The organism is Enterococcus mundtii, assembly GCF_013394305.1.
Classification (GTDB): Bacteria; Bacillota; Bacilli; order Lactobacillales; family Enterococcaceae; genus Enterococcus_B; species Enterococcus_B pernyi.
In genome coordinates, this window is the sequence record NZ_AP019810.1 from 1,218,844 (window position 1) to 1,235,727 (window position 16,884).

15 protein-coding genes and 1 other RNA gene are annotated in these 16,884 nt (G+C 37.5%); 7 read left to right on the forward strand and 9 right to left on the reverse strand.

Features of this window, described 5'->3' with window-relative positions; all coding sequences use genetic code 11:
* Position 1: 1 nt before the first annotated feature.
* Together HZ311_RS05810 and HZ311_RS05815 are read right to left on the reverse strand one after the other, a co-directional pair.
* Complete coding sequence (locus HZ311_RS05810) at positions 2 to 490, reverse strand: DUF3013 family protein (RefSeq protein ID WP_010734219.1); 489 nt, start codon at positions 488 to 490, stop codon at positions 2 to 4.
* On the reverse strand, positions 459 to 1,127 hold the full coding sequence (locus tag HZ311_RS05815) for a DNA-3-methyladenine glycosylase (protein ID WP_023520430.1): 669 nt from the start codon (positions 1,125 to 1,127) through the stop codon (positions 459 to 461). Before HZ311_RS05815 ends, HZ311_RS05810 begins: the two co-directional genes overlap by 32 nt.
* A 206-nt stretch (positions 1,128 to 1,333) precedes the next feature.
* On the opposite strand from HZ311_RS05815, the gene HZ311_RS05820 reads away from it, so the two are divergent.
* From HZ311_RS05820 to HZ311_RS05835, 4 genes are all read left to right on the forward strand, one after another.
* Positions 1,334 to 2,614: a replication-associated recombination protein A gene (locus HZ311_RS05820; protein WP_010734217.1), complete on the forward strand. Its 1,281-nt coding sequence runs from the start codon at positions 1,334 to 1,336 to the stop codon at positions 2,612 to 2,614.
* Between the two features lie 77 nt (positions 2,615 to 2,691).
* Positions 2,692 to 2,886: non-coding RNA, 6S RNA (ssrS, locus tag HZ311_RS05825), on the forward strand.
* Between the two features lie 91 nt (positions 2,887 to 2,977).
* Entirely contained in the window at positions 2,978 to 3,265 is a 288-nt protein-coding gene (locus HZ311_RS05830; protein ID WP_010734216.1) for a hypothetical protein, read from the forward strand.
* A gap of 71 nt (positions 3,266 to 3,336) precedes the next feature.
* A complete protein-coding gene (locus tag HZ311_RS05835; protein ID WP_010734215.1) occupies positions 3,337 to 3,810 on the forward strand; it encodes a universal stress protein in 474 nt (157 codons plus the stop codon).
* Positions 3,811 to 3,858: 48 nt separating this feature from the next.
* Here the strand turns inward: HZ311_RS05835 and HZ311_RS05840 are convergent, their stop codons facing one another.
* On the reverse strand, positions 3,859 to 5,811 hold the full coding sequence (locus HZ311_RS05840; RefSeq protein ID WP_023520431.1) for a sucrose-specific PTS transporter subunit IIBC: 1,953 nt from the start codon (positions 5,809 to 5,811) through the stop codon (positions 3,859 to 3,861).
* Positions 5,812 to 6,040: 229 nt separating this feature from the next.
* Here HZ311_RS05840 and HZ311_RS05845 point away from each other — a divergent pair, with 229 nt between their 5' ends.
* The gene (locus HZ311_RS05845) at positions 6,041 to 7,519 is read left to right on the forward strand and encodes a sucrose-6-phosphate hydrolase (protein WP_137072871.1); all 1,479 of its coding nucleotides are present in this window, start codon (positions 6,041 to 6,043) and stop codon (positions 7,517 to 7,519) included.
* Between the two features lie 12 nt (positions 7,520 to 7,531).
* Positions 7,532 to 8,515 carry a LacI family DNA-binding transcriptional regulator gene (locus HZ311_RS05850; RefSeq protein WP_023520433.1) on the forward strand — a complete coding sequence of 328 codons (984 nt, stop codon included), beginning with the start codon at positions 7,532 to 7,534 and terminating at the stop codon, positions 8,513 to 8,515.
* A gap of 242 nt (positions 8,516 to 8,757) precedes the next feature.
* On the opposite strand, the gene HZ311_RS05855 is transcribed toward HZ311_RS05850, so the two are convergent.
* From HZ311_RS05855 to HZ311_RS05875, 5 genes are all read right to left on the reverse strand, one after another.
* Positions 8,758 to 10,431, reverse strand: a complete 1,674-nt coding sequence (locus HZ311_RS05855) for a WxL domain-containing protein (protein ID WP_178946529.1) — start codon at positions 10,429 to 10,431, stop codon at positions 8,758 to 8,760.
* Between the two features lie 153 nt (positions 10,432 to 10,584).
* Positions 10,585 to 11,787 (reverse strand): pectate lyase-like adhesive domain-containing protein, encoded by a 1,203-nt coding sequence (locus tag HZ311_RS05860; RefSeq protein WP_178946530.1) that lies wholly within the window; start codon positions 11,785 to 11,787, stop codon positions 10,585 to 10,587.
* 21 nt (positions 11,788 to 11,808) lie between these two features.
* Entirely contained in the window at positions 11,809 to 12,852 is a 1,044-nt protein-coding gene (locus HZ311_RS05865; protein WP_137072875.1) for a DUF916 and DUF3324 domain-containing protein, read from the reverse strand.
* A gap of 62 nt (positions 12,853 to 12,914) precedes the next feature.
* Entirely contained in the window at positions 12,915 to 13,709 is a 795-nt protein-coding gene (locus HZ311_RS05870; protein ID WP_023520436.1) for a WxL domain-containing protein, read from the reverse strand.
* A gap of 13 nt (positions 13,710 to 13,722) precedes the next feature.
* Positions 13,723 to 14,058 (reverse strand): LPXTG cell wall anchor domain-containing protein, encoded by a 336-nt coding sequence (locus HZ311_RS05875; RefSeq protein WP_137072877.1) that lies wholly within the window; start codon positions 14,056 to 14,058, stop codon positions 13,723 to 13,725.
* Positions 14,059 to 14,347: 289 nt separating this feature from the next.
* Here HZ311_RS05875 and HZ311_RS05880 point away from each other — a divergent pair, with 289 nt between their 5' ends.
* Complete coding sequence (locus HZ311_RS05880) at positions 14,348 to 15,844, forward strand: helix-turn-helix domain-containing protein (protein WP_010734207.1); 1,497 nt, start codon at positions 14,348 to 14,350, stop codon at positions 15,842 to 15,844.
* 168 nt (positions 15,845 to 16,012) lie between these two features.
* On the opposite strand, the gene HZ311_RS05885 is transcribed toward HZ311_RS05880, so the two are convergent.
* The gene (locus HZ311_RS05885; protein ID WP_010734206.1) at positions 16,013 to 16,738 is read right to left on the reverse strand and encodes a M15 family metallopeptidase; all 726 of its coding nucleotides are present in this window, start codon (positions 16,736 to 16,738) and stop codon (positions 16,013 to 16,015) included.
* Positions 16,739 to 16,884 lie beyond the last annotated feature (146 nt).

The window sequence follows — 16,884 nt, forward strand, 5'->3', positions numbered from 1 at the left end:
CTTAATAGCTGGGATAGGGTAGATATACATCTTTTTCATTTTGTTGTTTTTCTTCGACTAAACGTGTGAACACATGGTTGTCCCATTTCAATTCAAAGACAGCTGTTTCGTCTTCTGCATCTAAAAAATCTAAAAGATCACTTTGACCTTGTGCTAATACATCATTCAAGTAGTCAATCAGTGCATCGGCTACAGAACTCGCTAACCCTTTCTTTCCTTCATAAGGGATCACTGCCAGATAATCTTGCTCATCAAATATAGATTTTTCTGGGTTGAATAATAAGACACCATCTTCAAATTCAATGATTTCTTCTTCCGAGACAACACCTTGGGCATCATCTAATTCAAAATGTGCCTGATTTTCTGCAAATAAACGTACCACGATCTCAATCGTATGGTTTTTTGTGTCCCAATCTAACGCCACATCATAGTCTGTGATCTTCTTTTCAATGGCTGTATCAAGGTAATCCAATATTGTTGTTTTCTTCATTTTGTTTCCTCCAACCCCAGTCTTCATCGACTTGGTTCTTTTTTTGTAATGAAAGATACGGATTTCCAGCAACGACAAAACGCAATGGTTTTTCCGTCCATTCTCCTTTATTCGGTATACCGATTCTAGGCAACGCCAATATTTTTTTTGGTAGCCGTTTTTTCTCAAAAACCAAACGCAACGAACTATCACGAATCGACTGTCCATATAAATCTGGTGATAGACCTAAGGCTGCCACTAATTTCCCTGGACCATTACTAATATCAGGACCCGCCTTCCCTTTGCGATTCAGGCTCATTTGCTCAATCCCCTCCACAGGCTCAATGGCACGGATCATCACTCCTTGTGGTACTCCTTCAGGTTGTGTGATGATATTTAAAATCAAGTGGGTGTGCATCGTGTAGAGATAGATCGTTCCTGGTTCTTCATACATTGCACGCACTCGAGGCGTACGCCGCATACCATAACTGTGAGCAGCCAGATCTTCCGGACCTAAGTAAGCTTCTGCATCTACGATATAGCCCCCTAAGCGCCCATTTGGTGTTTCATATTCCAGATACATTCCTAGTAAATCTTTTGCCACTTCTGCCGTTGTTTTATTTAATAAAAGTTCATCTAATTGTTTTTGATTTGTCATTTGCTTCACCACCTTTATCATACACAATATTAGGCAAAGAAGCTATGAAAAAAGCGGGTCAACGAGTTGGCGATTACCATTGCTGAACTAGAGAAACCTATTTCTAGCTTCTCGCCCTATTCTGACTATTCCTCCGCCTTTTGCGCCCCTTTATCCTATGAGATATGTTATAATAAACGAACGAATAATCTAAAGGAGGCAGACTGATGCAACAACCATTAGCCTATCGGATGCGTCCGAAAAATATCGATGAAGTCGTTGGCCAACGCCATTTAGTTGGTGAAGGTAAAATCATTCGCCGAATGGTTGATGCAGAAATGTTATCTTCCATGATTTTATATGGACCACCCGGCACAGGAAAGACAAGTATCGCTAGTGCCATTGCTGGCTCAACTAATTTTGCCTTTCGGATGTTGAATGCCGCGACCGATTCTAAAAAAGATCTACAAGTTGTCGCCGAAGAAGCTAGAATGAGCGGTACTGTGATTCTTTTACTTGATGAAGTCCATCGATTAGATAAAACAAAGCAAGATTTTTTACTTCCGCATTTAGAAAACGGTCGTATCATCTTGATTGGGGCAACCACTGAAAATCCTTATATCACGATTAATCCAGCAATCCGTAGTCGGACACAGATCTTTGAGGTAAAACCGTTAGACGAAGAAGATATCCAATTAGCAATTCATCGTGCATTGTCCGATAAAGAAAATGGCTTAGGAGAATCATCGATTAAAATAGATGAAAATGCCTTGCTTCATCTATCTCGTGCCACTAACGGTGATTTGAGAAGCGCACTTAATGGCTTGGAACTTGCTGTACGTTCCACTAAAAAACAAGAAGACGGTACAATTCATCTCACCCTCGCGATTATCGAAGAGTGTATCCAGCGAAAAGCATTGACGCATGATAAAAATGGGGATGCTCACTATGATGTGATCTCCGCATTTCAAAAATCCATTCGTGGGAGCGACGTGGATGCTGCATTACATTACTTGGCGCGTTTAGTCGAAGCTGGGGATTTAGCAAGTATTTGTCGTCGCCTGATGGTGATTGGCTACGAAGATATTGGCTTAGGCAACCCTGCTGCTGCGGCTCGAACAGTCAACGCTGTGCTAGCTGCCGAACGTTTAGGTCTACCAGAAGGTCGTATCCCTTTAGCTGATGCAGTCGTCGATCTTTGCCTTTCACCAAAATCCAATTCTGCCTATACCGCATTAGATACAGCCATTGCAGACATAAGAGCAGGAAAGGCAGGCGAAGTTCCTGATCACTTAAAAGATAGCCATTATCAAGGGGCCAAGTCATTGAATCGAGGTGTAGACTATCAATATCCTCATAGCTACGAAAATGCTTGGGTCGATCAACAATATCTACCTGATAAACTGAAACATACACAGTATTATCAACCTAAAAATACTGGGAAGTACGAACAAGCCTTAGGACAGCAATATCAGCGCATTAAAGAATGGCAGAAAAAAACACAATAACCACCGTCATTGAAAGCGTTCAAAATTATTGAGCGCCCACATTGCTCTTTTTAAATCCATGTGCTACTATAGAAGTGGGAAATCTGTGATGTTCGAATTGTCCTCTTTGTGTGTTGACCGAACATTTTTATTGATATCTTGGGACCTGTCTTGTGTCACAGCTGGTAACATGCCTTATCATTTGGTAGTTCGATGCGACGACCATGGGACCCACCTGCTTGAATTCGCGGGATCAATACTACAGGACAAACAACGGCATTAACGGAGATTACCATTTTTTTACCTATTAAGAGGCAGTACCGATTTATCGGTGCTGCCTCTTTTATGGTATGATTGGTTTTAGAAAAAGTAGGAGTGGATACAATGATTCGTTTATTGATGGCGATTGCCGCCTTATTGCTATTATTTGTCAGTTATTACTTATTTAAAAAACAAACGATTTTTTTCGTTCTTATCGAACAGAATAAAAAGAATCAAGATTTTCTAAGTATTTTCGGTTCGATCTACGCATTTTTAGGACTTCTAGGACTCGTTGTCGTAGCAATCAATCATCGTTTTTTTGCATTACTTTATTTAGTCATCGTAATTGCTGTTGCCTCTGTCTTCAGCATCGGTTTTGCCAAAAAAATGACGAAACCTGACAGTAAATAATTCTCATTTCTTTGAATTTGCTTTACAATAGAATTGTAAACCAAGTATCTTTTTTGAAGGAGTGTATGCTGATGTTACAACAATATAGAAAAATCATGGTTGCGGTCGACGGTTCTGAAGAAGCCGAATTAGCGTTTAAAAAAGCAGTAAACGTTGCTTTAAGAAATAACAGCGAGCTTTTATTAGCTCATGTCATTGACACACGATCTTTCCAAACTGTTTCATCCTTTGATGGCATGTTGGCAGAACAAGCAACAGAAATGGCCAAGCAAACACTAGCCGATTATGAGATGAAAGCTAAAAAAGCTGGATTACATCAAGTGACAACTGTGGTAGAATACGGTTCTCCAAAGCATATCATTGCTAAAGAAATCCCTGAAGACCATGAAGTGGACTTGATCCTTTTAGGTGCAACTGGACTCAACGCAGTCGAACGTCTATTTATCGGTTCTGTTTCAGAATACGTTATTCGCAATGCAGCATGTGATGTTCTAGTCGTACGTACAAACTTAGAAAATCAATTACCAAAAAAAGAAGATAAGTAATTATTTCATAAAAAGCATTGAGAAATAAAAATTTCTCAATGCTTTTTATTAGTTAGACTCTGTCTTTGAACGTAGCATGAGCAATCTTTCTTTGCTATCTACTGTGCCTTCTGTAACAAGAGTAATTGATTCATACGATAAAGAATTGGTAATAATCACCATTACCGTATCATCATAGCCGGCTTGCTTGAGCTTTTGCTGATCAAATCTTCCCAACAACTGGCCTTTCTTTACCTTATCTCCTACCTGAAATTCTGTCGAAAACCCTTGACCATTTAATTCAACTGTATCAATACCGATATGGATCAAAATTTCTCCACCAGCATCTGTTTTCAACCCATAGGCATGTTTCGATTCATAAACAACAGTCAGTTCACCATCGGCTGGAGCAAATAAAAGTCCTTCCGTTGGTCTGATTGCTATTCCTTTCCCCATCATTTCTTGAGAAAACACAGGGTCATTTACTGCTTGCAGTGATATCAGTTCACCAGAAACAGGAGCGACGATTACTTCTTCTATCACACGTTCCTCCTCTTCTTTTGCATCACTCGGTACATCTGCTGTTTCCGGTTCTTCACTAGCAAGTAGGTATGCATGTTTTTTCCCATAAAGATATGTTGTAGTGAAACCAACGAGTAAACTGATCAGGATACCTATCATGAAAAAAGGAATCTGATTAGGCGTAATTGAAATAAAGCCGATGACGCTGGCGGGACCTAAAGCAATAGCAAGTACATGGAAAAAACCGATGAACATGGAGGAAATCCCGGCAGCAATCATTCCACAAATAAATGGAAACTTTAATTTTAGATTGACACCAAAAATTGCTGGCTCTGTAATTCCTAGTAAAGCAGAGATGCTAGCAGAAGTTGCTAAACTTTTTTGCTTTGTATTTTTAGTCAATAACATGATGGCAAGTGTTGCTGCCCCCTGTCCAACGTTTGCCATTGAAGCAACTGGGAAAATAAATGTTCCTCCCGTTCGAGCCACATCAGCCAATAAAGATGTTTCAATTGCTGGAAAACTTTGATGAAGACCAGTGATCACGATTGGTGAATAGAACAAACCAAAAATCCCTAAACCGATTGCTCCGGTTGTTTGATACAACCAACTCAATCCTGCTGTTAAGCTGTCTCCGACTGTTTGCATCACTGGACCAACCACAACGAATGTCAAAAAACCTGTAATGATAATTGCTAACATCGGTGTAAATGTATAATCAAATGCATTAAGTAAACGTTTATGGAAAAATTTCTCTAAATTCGCCAAAATCCATGAAACAGCTAAAACTGGTAAGACCGATCCTTGGTAACCTGCTTGAGCAATGTTTAACCCAAAAATATTCCAATAAGGCATTGTTCCTTCTGCCACAGCATTTGCTACGCTGTACCCATTGACCAGCTCCGGCATCACCATCGCCATTGCCATTGCTGCTCCTAGATAAGGATTGCCACCAAATCTTCGCGTTGCTGAAAAACCTACTAGGATCGGGAGAAATGCAAATGGAGCAGAAGCCAGTAAATTAATAATGCTAGTCACATCTTTTAAATTAGGATACATCTCAATCACTGATTGTGGTCCGAATAGATCTTGTGCGGTCAAAACATTATTGATTGCCATCAATAACCCACCTGCGACTAAAGCAGGAACAATTGGTACGAATATATCAGACAGTACTTTGATCAAGGACATAAAAGGATTCTGTTTCTTCCCTGATTGTGCTACCGCTTTCAAATCGTCAGTCGATGCTTCTTTTGTACCGGTCAGCTGGATAAGTTCGTCGTAAACATTATTCACATCACCTGCGCCTATAATGATTTGGAATTGATGGTTTGCTTCAAAGGTTCCTTTTACTTCATCAATGGCATCTAGTGCCTTTTGATTCACTTTCGCTTGATCTTTTAATACTAAACGCAAACGAGTTGCACAATGTGCGGCAGCTTGGATATTATTTTCCCCTAGTGCGTCATTGATTTCTTTTGCCACTTTTTTATAATCCACTTTTTGTCCCCCCTATATAATCTAAACATCAATTTTTTGTAACCGTTATCCTAGTTTGAGTATGCCACGACACTTCATAATTGTCAAACGTTTATCAAAAATAAAGCTTATATTTTATAATAAATAACTAGAGAGAATGATAAAAAAAACAACAATAATGATATGCGTTTGACATTAATGCTGGTTCGAGCTATTCTATAATAGAATACGTTTACAAGGAGTCGTACTTATGAATAATAATTTTAAATGGACACGTCAACTACGTTATCAAGCTTATCAGGCGTGGCCTCAAGAGTATCAAACACTGTTAAAGGAACAAGTAGCTCATTCTCCTTGGCGTTTGGATTACCACATTCAGCCACCTTCTGGTTTGTTGAACGACCCAAATGGTTTTTCTTTTTTCAACGGCAAATGGCACTTATTTTACCAAGCTTATCCGATGGGCGCTGTTCATGGGTTAAAATCTTGGTACCACTTGACTTCTAAGAATTTAGTCGATTGGCAAGAGGAAGGATTGAAACTTCTACCCAGCACATCATATGATAGTCATGGCGTCTATTCCGGTTCAGCACTTCCGGTTAATGACAAATTATTTTTGGCCTATACAGGCAATGTCCGTGATGAAAATTGGGCACGCACTTCGTATCAGTTGGGTGCATGGATGCAACCTAATGGCGAACTATCCAAATTAACCACCCCACTGATTTCTAAGCCACCTTACGGCTATACACAAGAATTTCGAGATCCTCAAGTGATTTTTTATAAAGACGAATATTTGTTATTGTTGGGTGCACAAAATCAAAATAAACAAGGGGAAATTTTAGTTTACCGTAGTCCCGATCTAGACACTTGGTCTTACGCAGGTCCTTTACAATTTACGCAACAATCGATGGGATTTATGATCGAGTGTCCTAACTTAGTATTCATTGACGGAAAAGCGCTATTGCTCTTTTGTCCACAAGGCTTAGAACAGTCAATTTTGGAGTATCAAAATATATACCCGAATGCTTACATCATCGGAGAAGCCTATGACATCGAAACGAATCAACTTACCCAACCTTCAACCCTTAAAAATCTTGACGAAGGCTTTGATCTTTATGCTACTCAAGCATTCAACGCTCCTGATGGTCGTGCCTTAGCAGTTAGTTGGATCGGGTTGCCTGAAATCAGTTATCCGACTGATCCATTTGGCTGGGCTCATTGTTTAAGTATCGTCAAAGAGTTGACGATTGAAAATGGGACACTCCATCAACGTCCTGTAAAAGAAATGAGTCAATTACGGATTGATCCGCCATGTTCTTTGAATCATTCAGTCTCACAGATAAATACCGAGCAAAATCGCTACGAAATCAACTTAGAGTTTAAAGAAAATCAAAGTGGAAAAATTCATTTATGTAGTGATCCCATGGGAAATAACGGATTGATCCTCTCTTTCGATCGCAGGCATGGTAAAATGAAAATAGATCGTAGCTTATCAGGAGAAGTATTTGCAGAAGATTATGGTGTCACAAGAGAATTTACAATTTCACAAGAACCTTTGTCTTTACAAATCTTTGTTGATATTTCTGTAGTCGAAATCTTTATCAATGACGGTAAACAAACGGCTACTGCCCGAATTTTCCCTTCAAGCGAACAGACCACACTCTTGATCGAATGTGACCATGCCTTCTCAGGAACGCTTTGGAAGTTACGTAAAATGAATGAATAGAGGGTAAGTTAAATGGTTGTTAAATTAACCGATGTAGCCAAAAAGGCTGGAGTCTCACCAACCACTGTATCACGTGTCATCAATAACTACGGCTCATTGAGCCAAAAAACAATCGATAAAGTAAATCAAGCAATGAAAGAATTAAATTATCAACCCAATTCATTGGCTCGTTCTCTTCAAGGAAAAAACACCCAATTGATTGGCTTGATTTTTCCTACAGTTGCCAACCCTTTCTTTGGTGAATTAGTCGAACAATTAGAAAGTAAGCTATTTGATTTAGGATACCGTTCAATATTATGCGATAGTGCAAACAATAAAGAAAAAGAACGAAACTACCTCAACATGTTAGCTGCAAACAAAGTAGATGGTATCCTTGCTGGAGCGCATAATCTGGGTATCCAAGAATACGAAAATATTGAACTACCCATTGTCTCCTTCGACCGCTATTTAGCAGAAGGAATTCCAATTATCAGTAGTGACAATTTACGTGGTGGATACTTAGCTACCGAAAACCTTTATTTAAAAGGTGCCAGAAACATTGCCATCTTAACTGGCTCCCAAGAATCAAATTCACCGACCAATCAACGATTGAATGGATATTTGGCATTTATGGAAGAATTCCAGTTAGAGCCGCACGTGTTTCATTTTCATTCTACTGCCCGCTCAACTGCTTTAAAAAATTTAGAGATCAAACGGATTTTAGAAATGGAAACAATTGATGGTTTATTTTGTACAGACGATTTAACTGCTATTTTAGCCTATAATCTCTGTCAAGAGTTGCATATTAAAATTCCTGAAGAAATAAAAATCATCGGGTATGATGGAACAAAAATAATTCAAAATTATTTCCCACAGCTCTCGACCATCGCACAACCAATTACAGATATTGCTGACATCTTAGTCGACCTAATGCTCCAACGGATCCAAGATCCAGAGAAACCACTTGAATCCAACTATGTGTTGCCAGTGAAATTGATTCAAGGAAGCACGACCTAAAATGATTAGCTATTTGAACACATATGCTTCTTCTATTTCCTTACTACTAGAAGATACATATGTGTTTTTTTGCCAACTATTCTTCGAAAAAATGACTTCTACTTTTATTAGTCTGGTATAAGTTAAGCAAATAACTATATTTTTGATTATTTTATAGTAGTCTTTTGTCATTCCTTTGTTCAAAAAAAAGATGTTGGTATCCATTCCAACATCTTCATTCATTTTGTTATCTTTCTTATTATTCAATTTCCAGGTACGGCACTCAGTTCCCAAGTAAAGGTTGTAGAATACTGACTCGCTTCTGGATTGGAACCTTTTGGAACCGTTAACCCTATACTTTCACCTGCTGTACGTTCATCACCGAAACGATAGATCCAAGTACCCGTTCCTTCATTATTCTGCGCCCATAATAACAGACGTTTCACTCCAGGTATCAATTCATGGGGCTCCGTTTGTTGCAAACTAGGGGCTATTCCTCCTTGTGCTGTCATCAAACTTTGATTTCTAAAGTACACGCTTGCTCCATTCAATTCTTTACCTTCTTTGTTTTTAAATTGATCATTCTGTGTGACTGTCAATTGCCAACCATTTCTTTGAGTCGTTGAACGTCGATCACTGATTTGGATAAAGTTAGGGCGTTCTTCCTGATTTTCCGTATCATCAGCCGACAGCAAACGTTGAGGTTGAGCATAATAGGTTTCTTCATCAACCGCTATTCCATTTTTTCCAAAATCAAATTGAGAGACAAAATCGATACTGACAAAACCTTGTTTTTCTGGAATATTGGGTGGATTCTCAGGGGTGATTGGCGTAACACTATCAATTGGATCTAACGGATCAAGATCCTTGATTCCTTCTACGATTGTTTCAGCTAAATCAGATTTTCCGTTTAAAAAAGCATACGCCTTTACTATGTTATTTTTAGTAAAGTACGACCCAAAAGGTAACTGAAACGCATAGTCTCCATTCTCGTCTGCTTGAATATGGTACTTTTCCTCTTCTGCATAATTTGCTGAATCAATGGTTGGTTCTGGTATCGCTGGATCACCATCAAAACGTATGACACTATGAGGAGTCGCTTTTCCTCGGATAATTTTAGAATTTTCCAGCGAAGGATCTTCCGATAGAGTCTCCATGGATACTTCCACATCAGGAATATATTCAAATAAGATACGTTGAGCACGAGTTGTAAAATTTGTTCTAAAACTATCTTCTATATTCTGTGAAATTGAAGAGACATTGTTGATTGTCGGTAGGGTTCCTGCATAATTGATTTTCAAATTAAAGATAGGTGTCCAGCTAAAATCTGGTTCCTCACTTAAATTCCCATGTTGCCATTGTTTGACTGATTGAATATCGACGTCTAAAAGCCCTGTACTTCCTGAGATACTAATCAATCCATTCGTTGGTAGTAGTCCCAGAATCGATCTTGTTCTTTCTAAATTTATTTTTCTAGCATCTGCGAAAGAAAACGTAGATGCTGCGCTTGTAAATGTCATTAAACTATGAGTTGATGCAGTACTATCTGATTTAATGTCTAAGATACCTTCCTTATCAACTGTGAAGGTTGCAGCACCAGCTACATGTATAACGCTAGCCGTTGAATTCCCTTGATCGGACGCAGATATTTCTAACTTGCTTTTTTTGCCAACATTTAATGAACTTTGCGCTGCCATAAATATTATATTAGATGAAGAATTATTAGCATTATTAGTTCTTCCGCTTGCATTAATAATAACTTCACTTTCTTCCAATAAATCAACTTGAGAACCTGATCCTGTCAAAGTAATTGCTGGAGAATTGACTCGTGGATTAAGAATAATCTCAGAACGTTTTCCGATAGTCAAGTTACCATTGGCAATCATTATATTCGCACCATTTGCTTCGCCACCTGTACCAGATGCCGTTACTTCCATTTTTACATCGTCTCCAATAGTCATTTTACCAGTGTTATAATATAGCATAATATTTCCCGAACTTATTGTAGAAAGTTCAACAGTCGATCCATCTAAAATCTCAAGTTGGTTGACTTCCATATTAGCTTGGAAAATATGATTGATGTTTTGAACTCAACCAGACCTCGAAGTGTATGTCACTACTTGGTGAGATGTTACATGACCTGATAAGATAACTGGTGTTGACAAAGAATGAATCAACTGATTACCGGCATTTGTCAAATTATGGTATCGCATTCTTGACTGACTCTGAAATGGCCCACTCAAATTGGTGAAATTCATCGCTCCATAGTAATTCCCATGAACAATATCAATATTTTGAAATGTTATATCCCACGGGGTATTAGCATTGAAAGTACTGTTAACATATCCTACAGCTACGGCCCGAAAATCAATCTGATGATCATTTCCTTCAATTACTAATTTACGAGATATTTGAGAGGCATTGATCCATATATATACAGCACCCCCATTTGGATTTGATGTTGCACTGTTCCCTTGTACACCCGTAAGTCCTGCAGTTGGGTTATCTGTAGATTCAAAGTCATTAATCACATTGATATAGTTGATTGTTGGATCAACTAATGCCAACATAAATTCCTGCCAATTCGAAACATCTCGATGATTGATTTCATCTAAAGGTGTGATTGGATCTCTAAGCGTTGTTTCACTTGTGTTCGTTTCATCCTTTTGGCTATCCTCTATTCTATCAGTTTCTGGCATTGTTTCTTCCGCATTTGCAACCTGAGACACATCAATTTCTTCATCTTCAACTATATTCTCTTCAGTTACAGCCTCGTTTTCGTCTGTAGCACTTACTGCCTTCTCTTCTTTGATTATTTCGATTTTTATTCTTTCTGTACCTATCTGAACTTCATAATTTCCCTTATCCTCAAAACGTAAAGGAAGTGCAATCCTAATCCCTGCCACTTCAGATTTGATCATCCACTTATTGGTATCGTGGGCTTTTTCAACTTCCACATCCGCAGGGAGTACTTCTTTTACAATCATTGCTTCTTCAGGCAATATCATTTCAACAGATTGAACAGAATCACTTAAGATAAACGATACGATGACCGTTTCTCCTACATAGCCAGTCTTACTTGTTTCAGCTAATTGAACATATCCTCCTAAATCAGATGATTGAACTTCAGGAATCAACGACCTCCCTAATTCACCTTGATTTCCAATCGATTCTCTATTATCCAAGGCATAGATCGTAGGTAAAAAGAAAGAAGTGATTGTTGGGCAAACAATCTGTAAACCTATCGTCCCTATCATGATAGGGATTAACCATTTTGAAAAAATACGTTTCATTTTGATGCCTCTCTTCTCATCTTATTTTTTCTTATTTTTGATTGCGAGTCTTCCAACGATAATTAGTAATAGCATAAAAAGACAAAGGGTTGTGATCAACCACCAATTAATACTCGTATCAATCGTAACATCTTGTTTATTCAATGCTCTGGCTTCGTCCGCATCAATGGTAAATTTTCTTTCCCATTGCCATTCTTCTTCTCCTGAACGTGCCGTCATTTTCAACAAATACTCACCACTGCGAAAACGATCGCCTTCTAAGGAGATTGGAAAGTTGAAATTAGAATTTGGTGCCATTTGCATCTGCTCTTGATGTGCTTGATAAAGTACTTGTTCCTCGCCTTCTCTATGGATCGTCGCTTCAACCTCTAGACGATTCACAAATGATGGGGTGAAATTTTGAAGATTTGCACTAATCACATTTCGATAATTTAATTGGTCAGCAAATACATCTAGTAGTTCTAAATCAGGTTTTACAGACGCACGATCATTACTCACTACTACCCCTACAACATAAGCAAATTCATTTTTAATAGCCACACCTTCTTCCTCGGTTGTTTCCTCTTCAGATTCCTCCTGAATTTCAGTAATCCGTAATCCTCCAGCTAAAAATCCTTCGTATTTTTCTTGTGGCATAATCAGTGAAACAGAAATCGTTTTCGTTTCATTTCCAGCTAATTCAATTGGTTCTTCCGGTACTTCAATCAAATCTGCCAAAGAATAAAACAACGTTGGATCTGCCTCTTCTGCATCTCTTCCATATTCAACCACACCCATCACGTTCGTTAGCGCGGTGTGAGCAGTTATCTGGATTTTTTTCGCTTGCTCATTCGCATTTTGTAGTCTTAGAGTTAAGTTTTCCGTACTTCCTGGTTCTATATTTAAATTAAAATAGCTTTCATTTCCCTCAACTTGGCTTTCTGGAAATTCAGGACTCACATAAAAATTTAACGTATCGTCGTTAGCATAGACAAACACATTAGATATGAGAGAAAACAAAAACAACAGTACTAGTCCAGAAAAGCAATAATTTTTCTTTACGGTATATGTATGTATTTTTTTCATCGATAGACACTCCTTTTATTAATACGTAGTGCCACAAAGCGTGGCACTACAAGTTTTTTTATTTAAGCACTTTCACCTGCGTCTTCACCTGGTGTCGTCGTTAATTCCCAAGTCAGTGTCGCTCTATAGGTAGTTGCATCTTTTGCCGTAGATCCAGGGACAGATAACTGAATCGCGTCATTTGTCACTACATTATTTCCTTCAGCTGCAAATTGTGCATTTAAGTCTGCTTGCTCCCCCCAAACTACGGAAGAAGCACCTGCTCCTTGTCCTTCAGCGGCAGTCATTACAGGTACTGCACCTTCATTTGGTATTAATTTCAGGTTGTTTGCATGTGCAGATGGTGCATTTTCTTGATTAATTCCTTCATATTGGATACGTGGAGCAATCAATTCAATTTCAGCACCTGTTAATACATTATTTTGTGTGTTAGATGTAAAATCACTTAAACTCACCTCCAGATCCCAACCTGCATTTGTTCCACGTACATCTTGTACTTGAGCAAAACTTACATAAGGAACTTCTGTTGGACCATCTTCTTCTGGATTCGCTAAAGTCGCCATTTCAGCAACCATGTTATATGTTCTATCCTCATTTGAGATGATTTGTGCTCCAAAGTCCATTGTTACAGCTCGCATGATCGATAATGGTCCTGTCGTACCGGGAATTTCTGGAGAAATTTCAACGTCCGGTTCTGAAACTGGCGGGATAACCACCAATTCTTCCTCTGTATTAGGTTCGAAAGTAATTTGCCCTTCTGTTGTCACTTGTCTGGTTTCCTCTGCAAAAACAGTCATACCTCCAGAGAAAATTGTTGATGATAAAACTGCAATTGTAGCTAATCTAATCATTTTCATTAAAAAAACTCCTCTACTTTCTTTTTTTCTTATATAACCAAAGGATAAATAACAAAAGTACTCCTAGAAGAAACAATAAATGACTCTTGTTTGCATTGGTTTTCGGAAAATTTCTATGGTTATTGGATATATTTGGATCTGGTCTGGCAATTCTAATGGGTGCATTTGGTTCATCGGTGGTAGTATCAGGCGGTGGATCAGGTAAACCTATGGGTACATATACACCGGTAAACCCAATTGAGCCTTCTGTTTCAAATGGGCGAACCTCACGACCGGATACTTCCGTTATGACAAAAAATTGAAACAGTAACATACTGATTAGAAGAATGTAGTTCTTCTTACGATTCATATCCCTCCCCCTCAAGCTTATTACTCACTTTTATTTCAAGAAATATGCATTTTTACGTGTAGAAAATAGAAAACTACACTTGAATCGTAAATCGCACATCTCATTGCTTTAAATTTACTGTAAAAAAAAAATTATTCTAAATCACATCTGGCATTACATCCAGCAAAAATTGACTTAGAATAATTCTTTTTTTGTAGTAAATAATTAGGCAGGATAAGCGGAAATATCGCTTATCTCATTGCGATATTGTATATTAATAGAAATAATCGTATGAAAAGGAGTTTTTTTTTTGAAAGAGTTTCAATTGAATTTCATCATGAATAAGCAAACTGTTCGTATCTTGAGGATACTGAATAAATTTGAACATCACGCTTCAACAACTTTAAATAACCTTTCCGAAGTTCTTAATATCCCTACCCGCACGATCATAAAAGATATTCAAGAAATAAAAAATATTTTCAATGAATCAATTGATCTATCCACCTCTCCAAGTGGCTATCATTTTAACGTTTCTGATGATTATCGTTATAAGGAAATTAAGCAATCTTTATTACAAAATGAACCTTTATTTATCATGATAGAAAATATTTTTTTTGGTCACCTTTACAATGTACCTGAATTATCAGATCAGTTACATTTGTCCGAAAGCACCTTGCTAAGATATATATATAAAGCCCAATCTTTTCTCTCTGAATTTCAAATAAAATTAAAAACTTCACCCGTTGATTTTCACGGAAAAGAAATAAATATACGTCATTTTTTCCATAGTTTTTATTCTGACTCGGATATAACTCCCCATACCGTCTTTCCTACGTTAGAAGTCAAAGAAATAACGGCTAAAATAACCGAGAAAATTACGCTTAAAGAATGTGCACCCATTACTTTTGAAAGTTTCAACTATCATTTATATATCACGTTGACTCGTTCTTTTAATGGAAAAACTATTGATAACCTCCCCGATAACCTCGTTATCTTAAATGAAAAAAAGGTACTATTGTACAATGAAATCTTGAAACAAGTGATTTTAGAATACTTTGATAATGATCTAAGTTTGGAAGAAAAACAATATATTTATCTTCTCACTCTATGTAAGCGTTCAGTCTTTGATGAGGAATCAGAACAGATTTTCCAATCCCTCCAACCACAGCCAAAGGAGATTGAAGAATGGACAAAGCAATTTCTTGAACTAGCCTTTGATACCGAACAAGAGAAGTCCATCTGCTCCCTTTATATTCGTTCATTTTTTTTTAGTACTCATTTGAAATATCGTCTTTCCCCTATTTTATTGCAGAATCTCGATGATATCACTTTGTATTCAAAGCAAAAATTCCCTTGTGAATACCAACGAAATGAAGCTTTTATACAACATACATTAGGTGAAACATACGAGTTAACGTTGAAACAAATAGAAGGCGTTTCTATAAGTTTAACACTCCTGAACTATACATTATCTTTAGTTCATGCAAGACCGAGCAAACAAATCGCCTTTCTGTTAGAAGGAAATTCTTACATTCGTGAACTGATTGAAGCGACTGCTATTAATTATTTAGGTACTACTCATCGAGTATACTTTCCTAATAAACATGATACGGATATTGAGAGAATTAAAAAGATAAAATTTGATGTAATCGTGACAAATTATAGTGAGTATTTAATTTCAACCCTTACTGGTAAAACAACGCTTCTTTTTGATACGATCCCAACAGCAGAGAATTGGAATGAATTATTCACTTTGATCGATCCAAACGCAACGAAGCTTTATTCTCTAAAAGATGCACGAAGATAATCATTTGTTTGGACAGATTTTATATAAAACCTGTTTAGGTAATTTTAATAAGAGGGATCATTTCCAAAAAGAATACAGCCATTGGAAATGATTCGTTTTATATTACACTTATGTTATTTACTACAATGGGTAGAATTGTCATATAATTTTAATTATTACGAACATGAATCAATTGGCCAAATATTCCTCTAAGATCAATCCTTTTTCAGTTATCTCTGTTGCTGGTTCTACACCTACATATCTGACGTGCCAAGGCTCATACATATATCCAGTATCTTGTTCTCTACCTTCTGGATATCTAATGATATAACCAAAACGATGGGCATTTTTTTCTAACCATTGGCCTTCCGGTGTTTCACCAAATGTTTGATCTAGCTGTTTCGTTACACTTTCAGAGGTTACATCCATCGCTAAACCTGTTTGATGCTCGCTGTGCCCTGGTTGCGCACTGAATCGATCCGCTTCGATTTGACCATAAGTCTGGACATATTCATTGTACAGTTTAGCTTGTGCTTCGTAGGAGCGGAAACCACTGACAGCTAATAAAGTATACCCCGCTTCGTTGGTAGCTGTTTGGAATAGTTTTTCTAACATCTGAGCCGCTTCTCTTCGCATCAGAATCGCTTCGCTCACTTGATAATCCACATTCAATACTTGTGGTACGACTAAGTCGTCTGGCATGTAAGTGGAGGGTAACCCTTTTTCTTTGTTAACTAATACTAAATAAGAAACTACATCACTTAATAGAGTCACGTCTTCTTCATTTTCTGTAGTGCTTTCTAATAACATACTTTCATTTATTTTGTCTTTATTCGCATCTATACGCTCTGTACCTATCTTCGTACACCCAGTCAAAACAATTAATAAACTAACAAAAAAAATATACTTTTCCATATTCTATCTCCTAACCTCAAATAATAGATTTAATTTTTGAATACTCATTTTAAACATATAGTCACTTAGAAAAAGTGCCAATTTTCTGAAAATTCACACCGAAAGTTTACTTTGTCATCCCTTAATAATGTGAATTGTCGTAAACA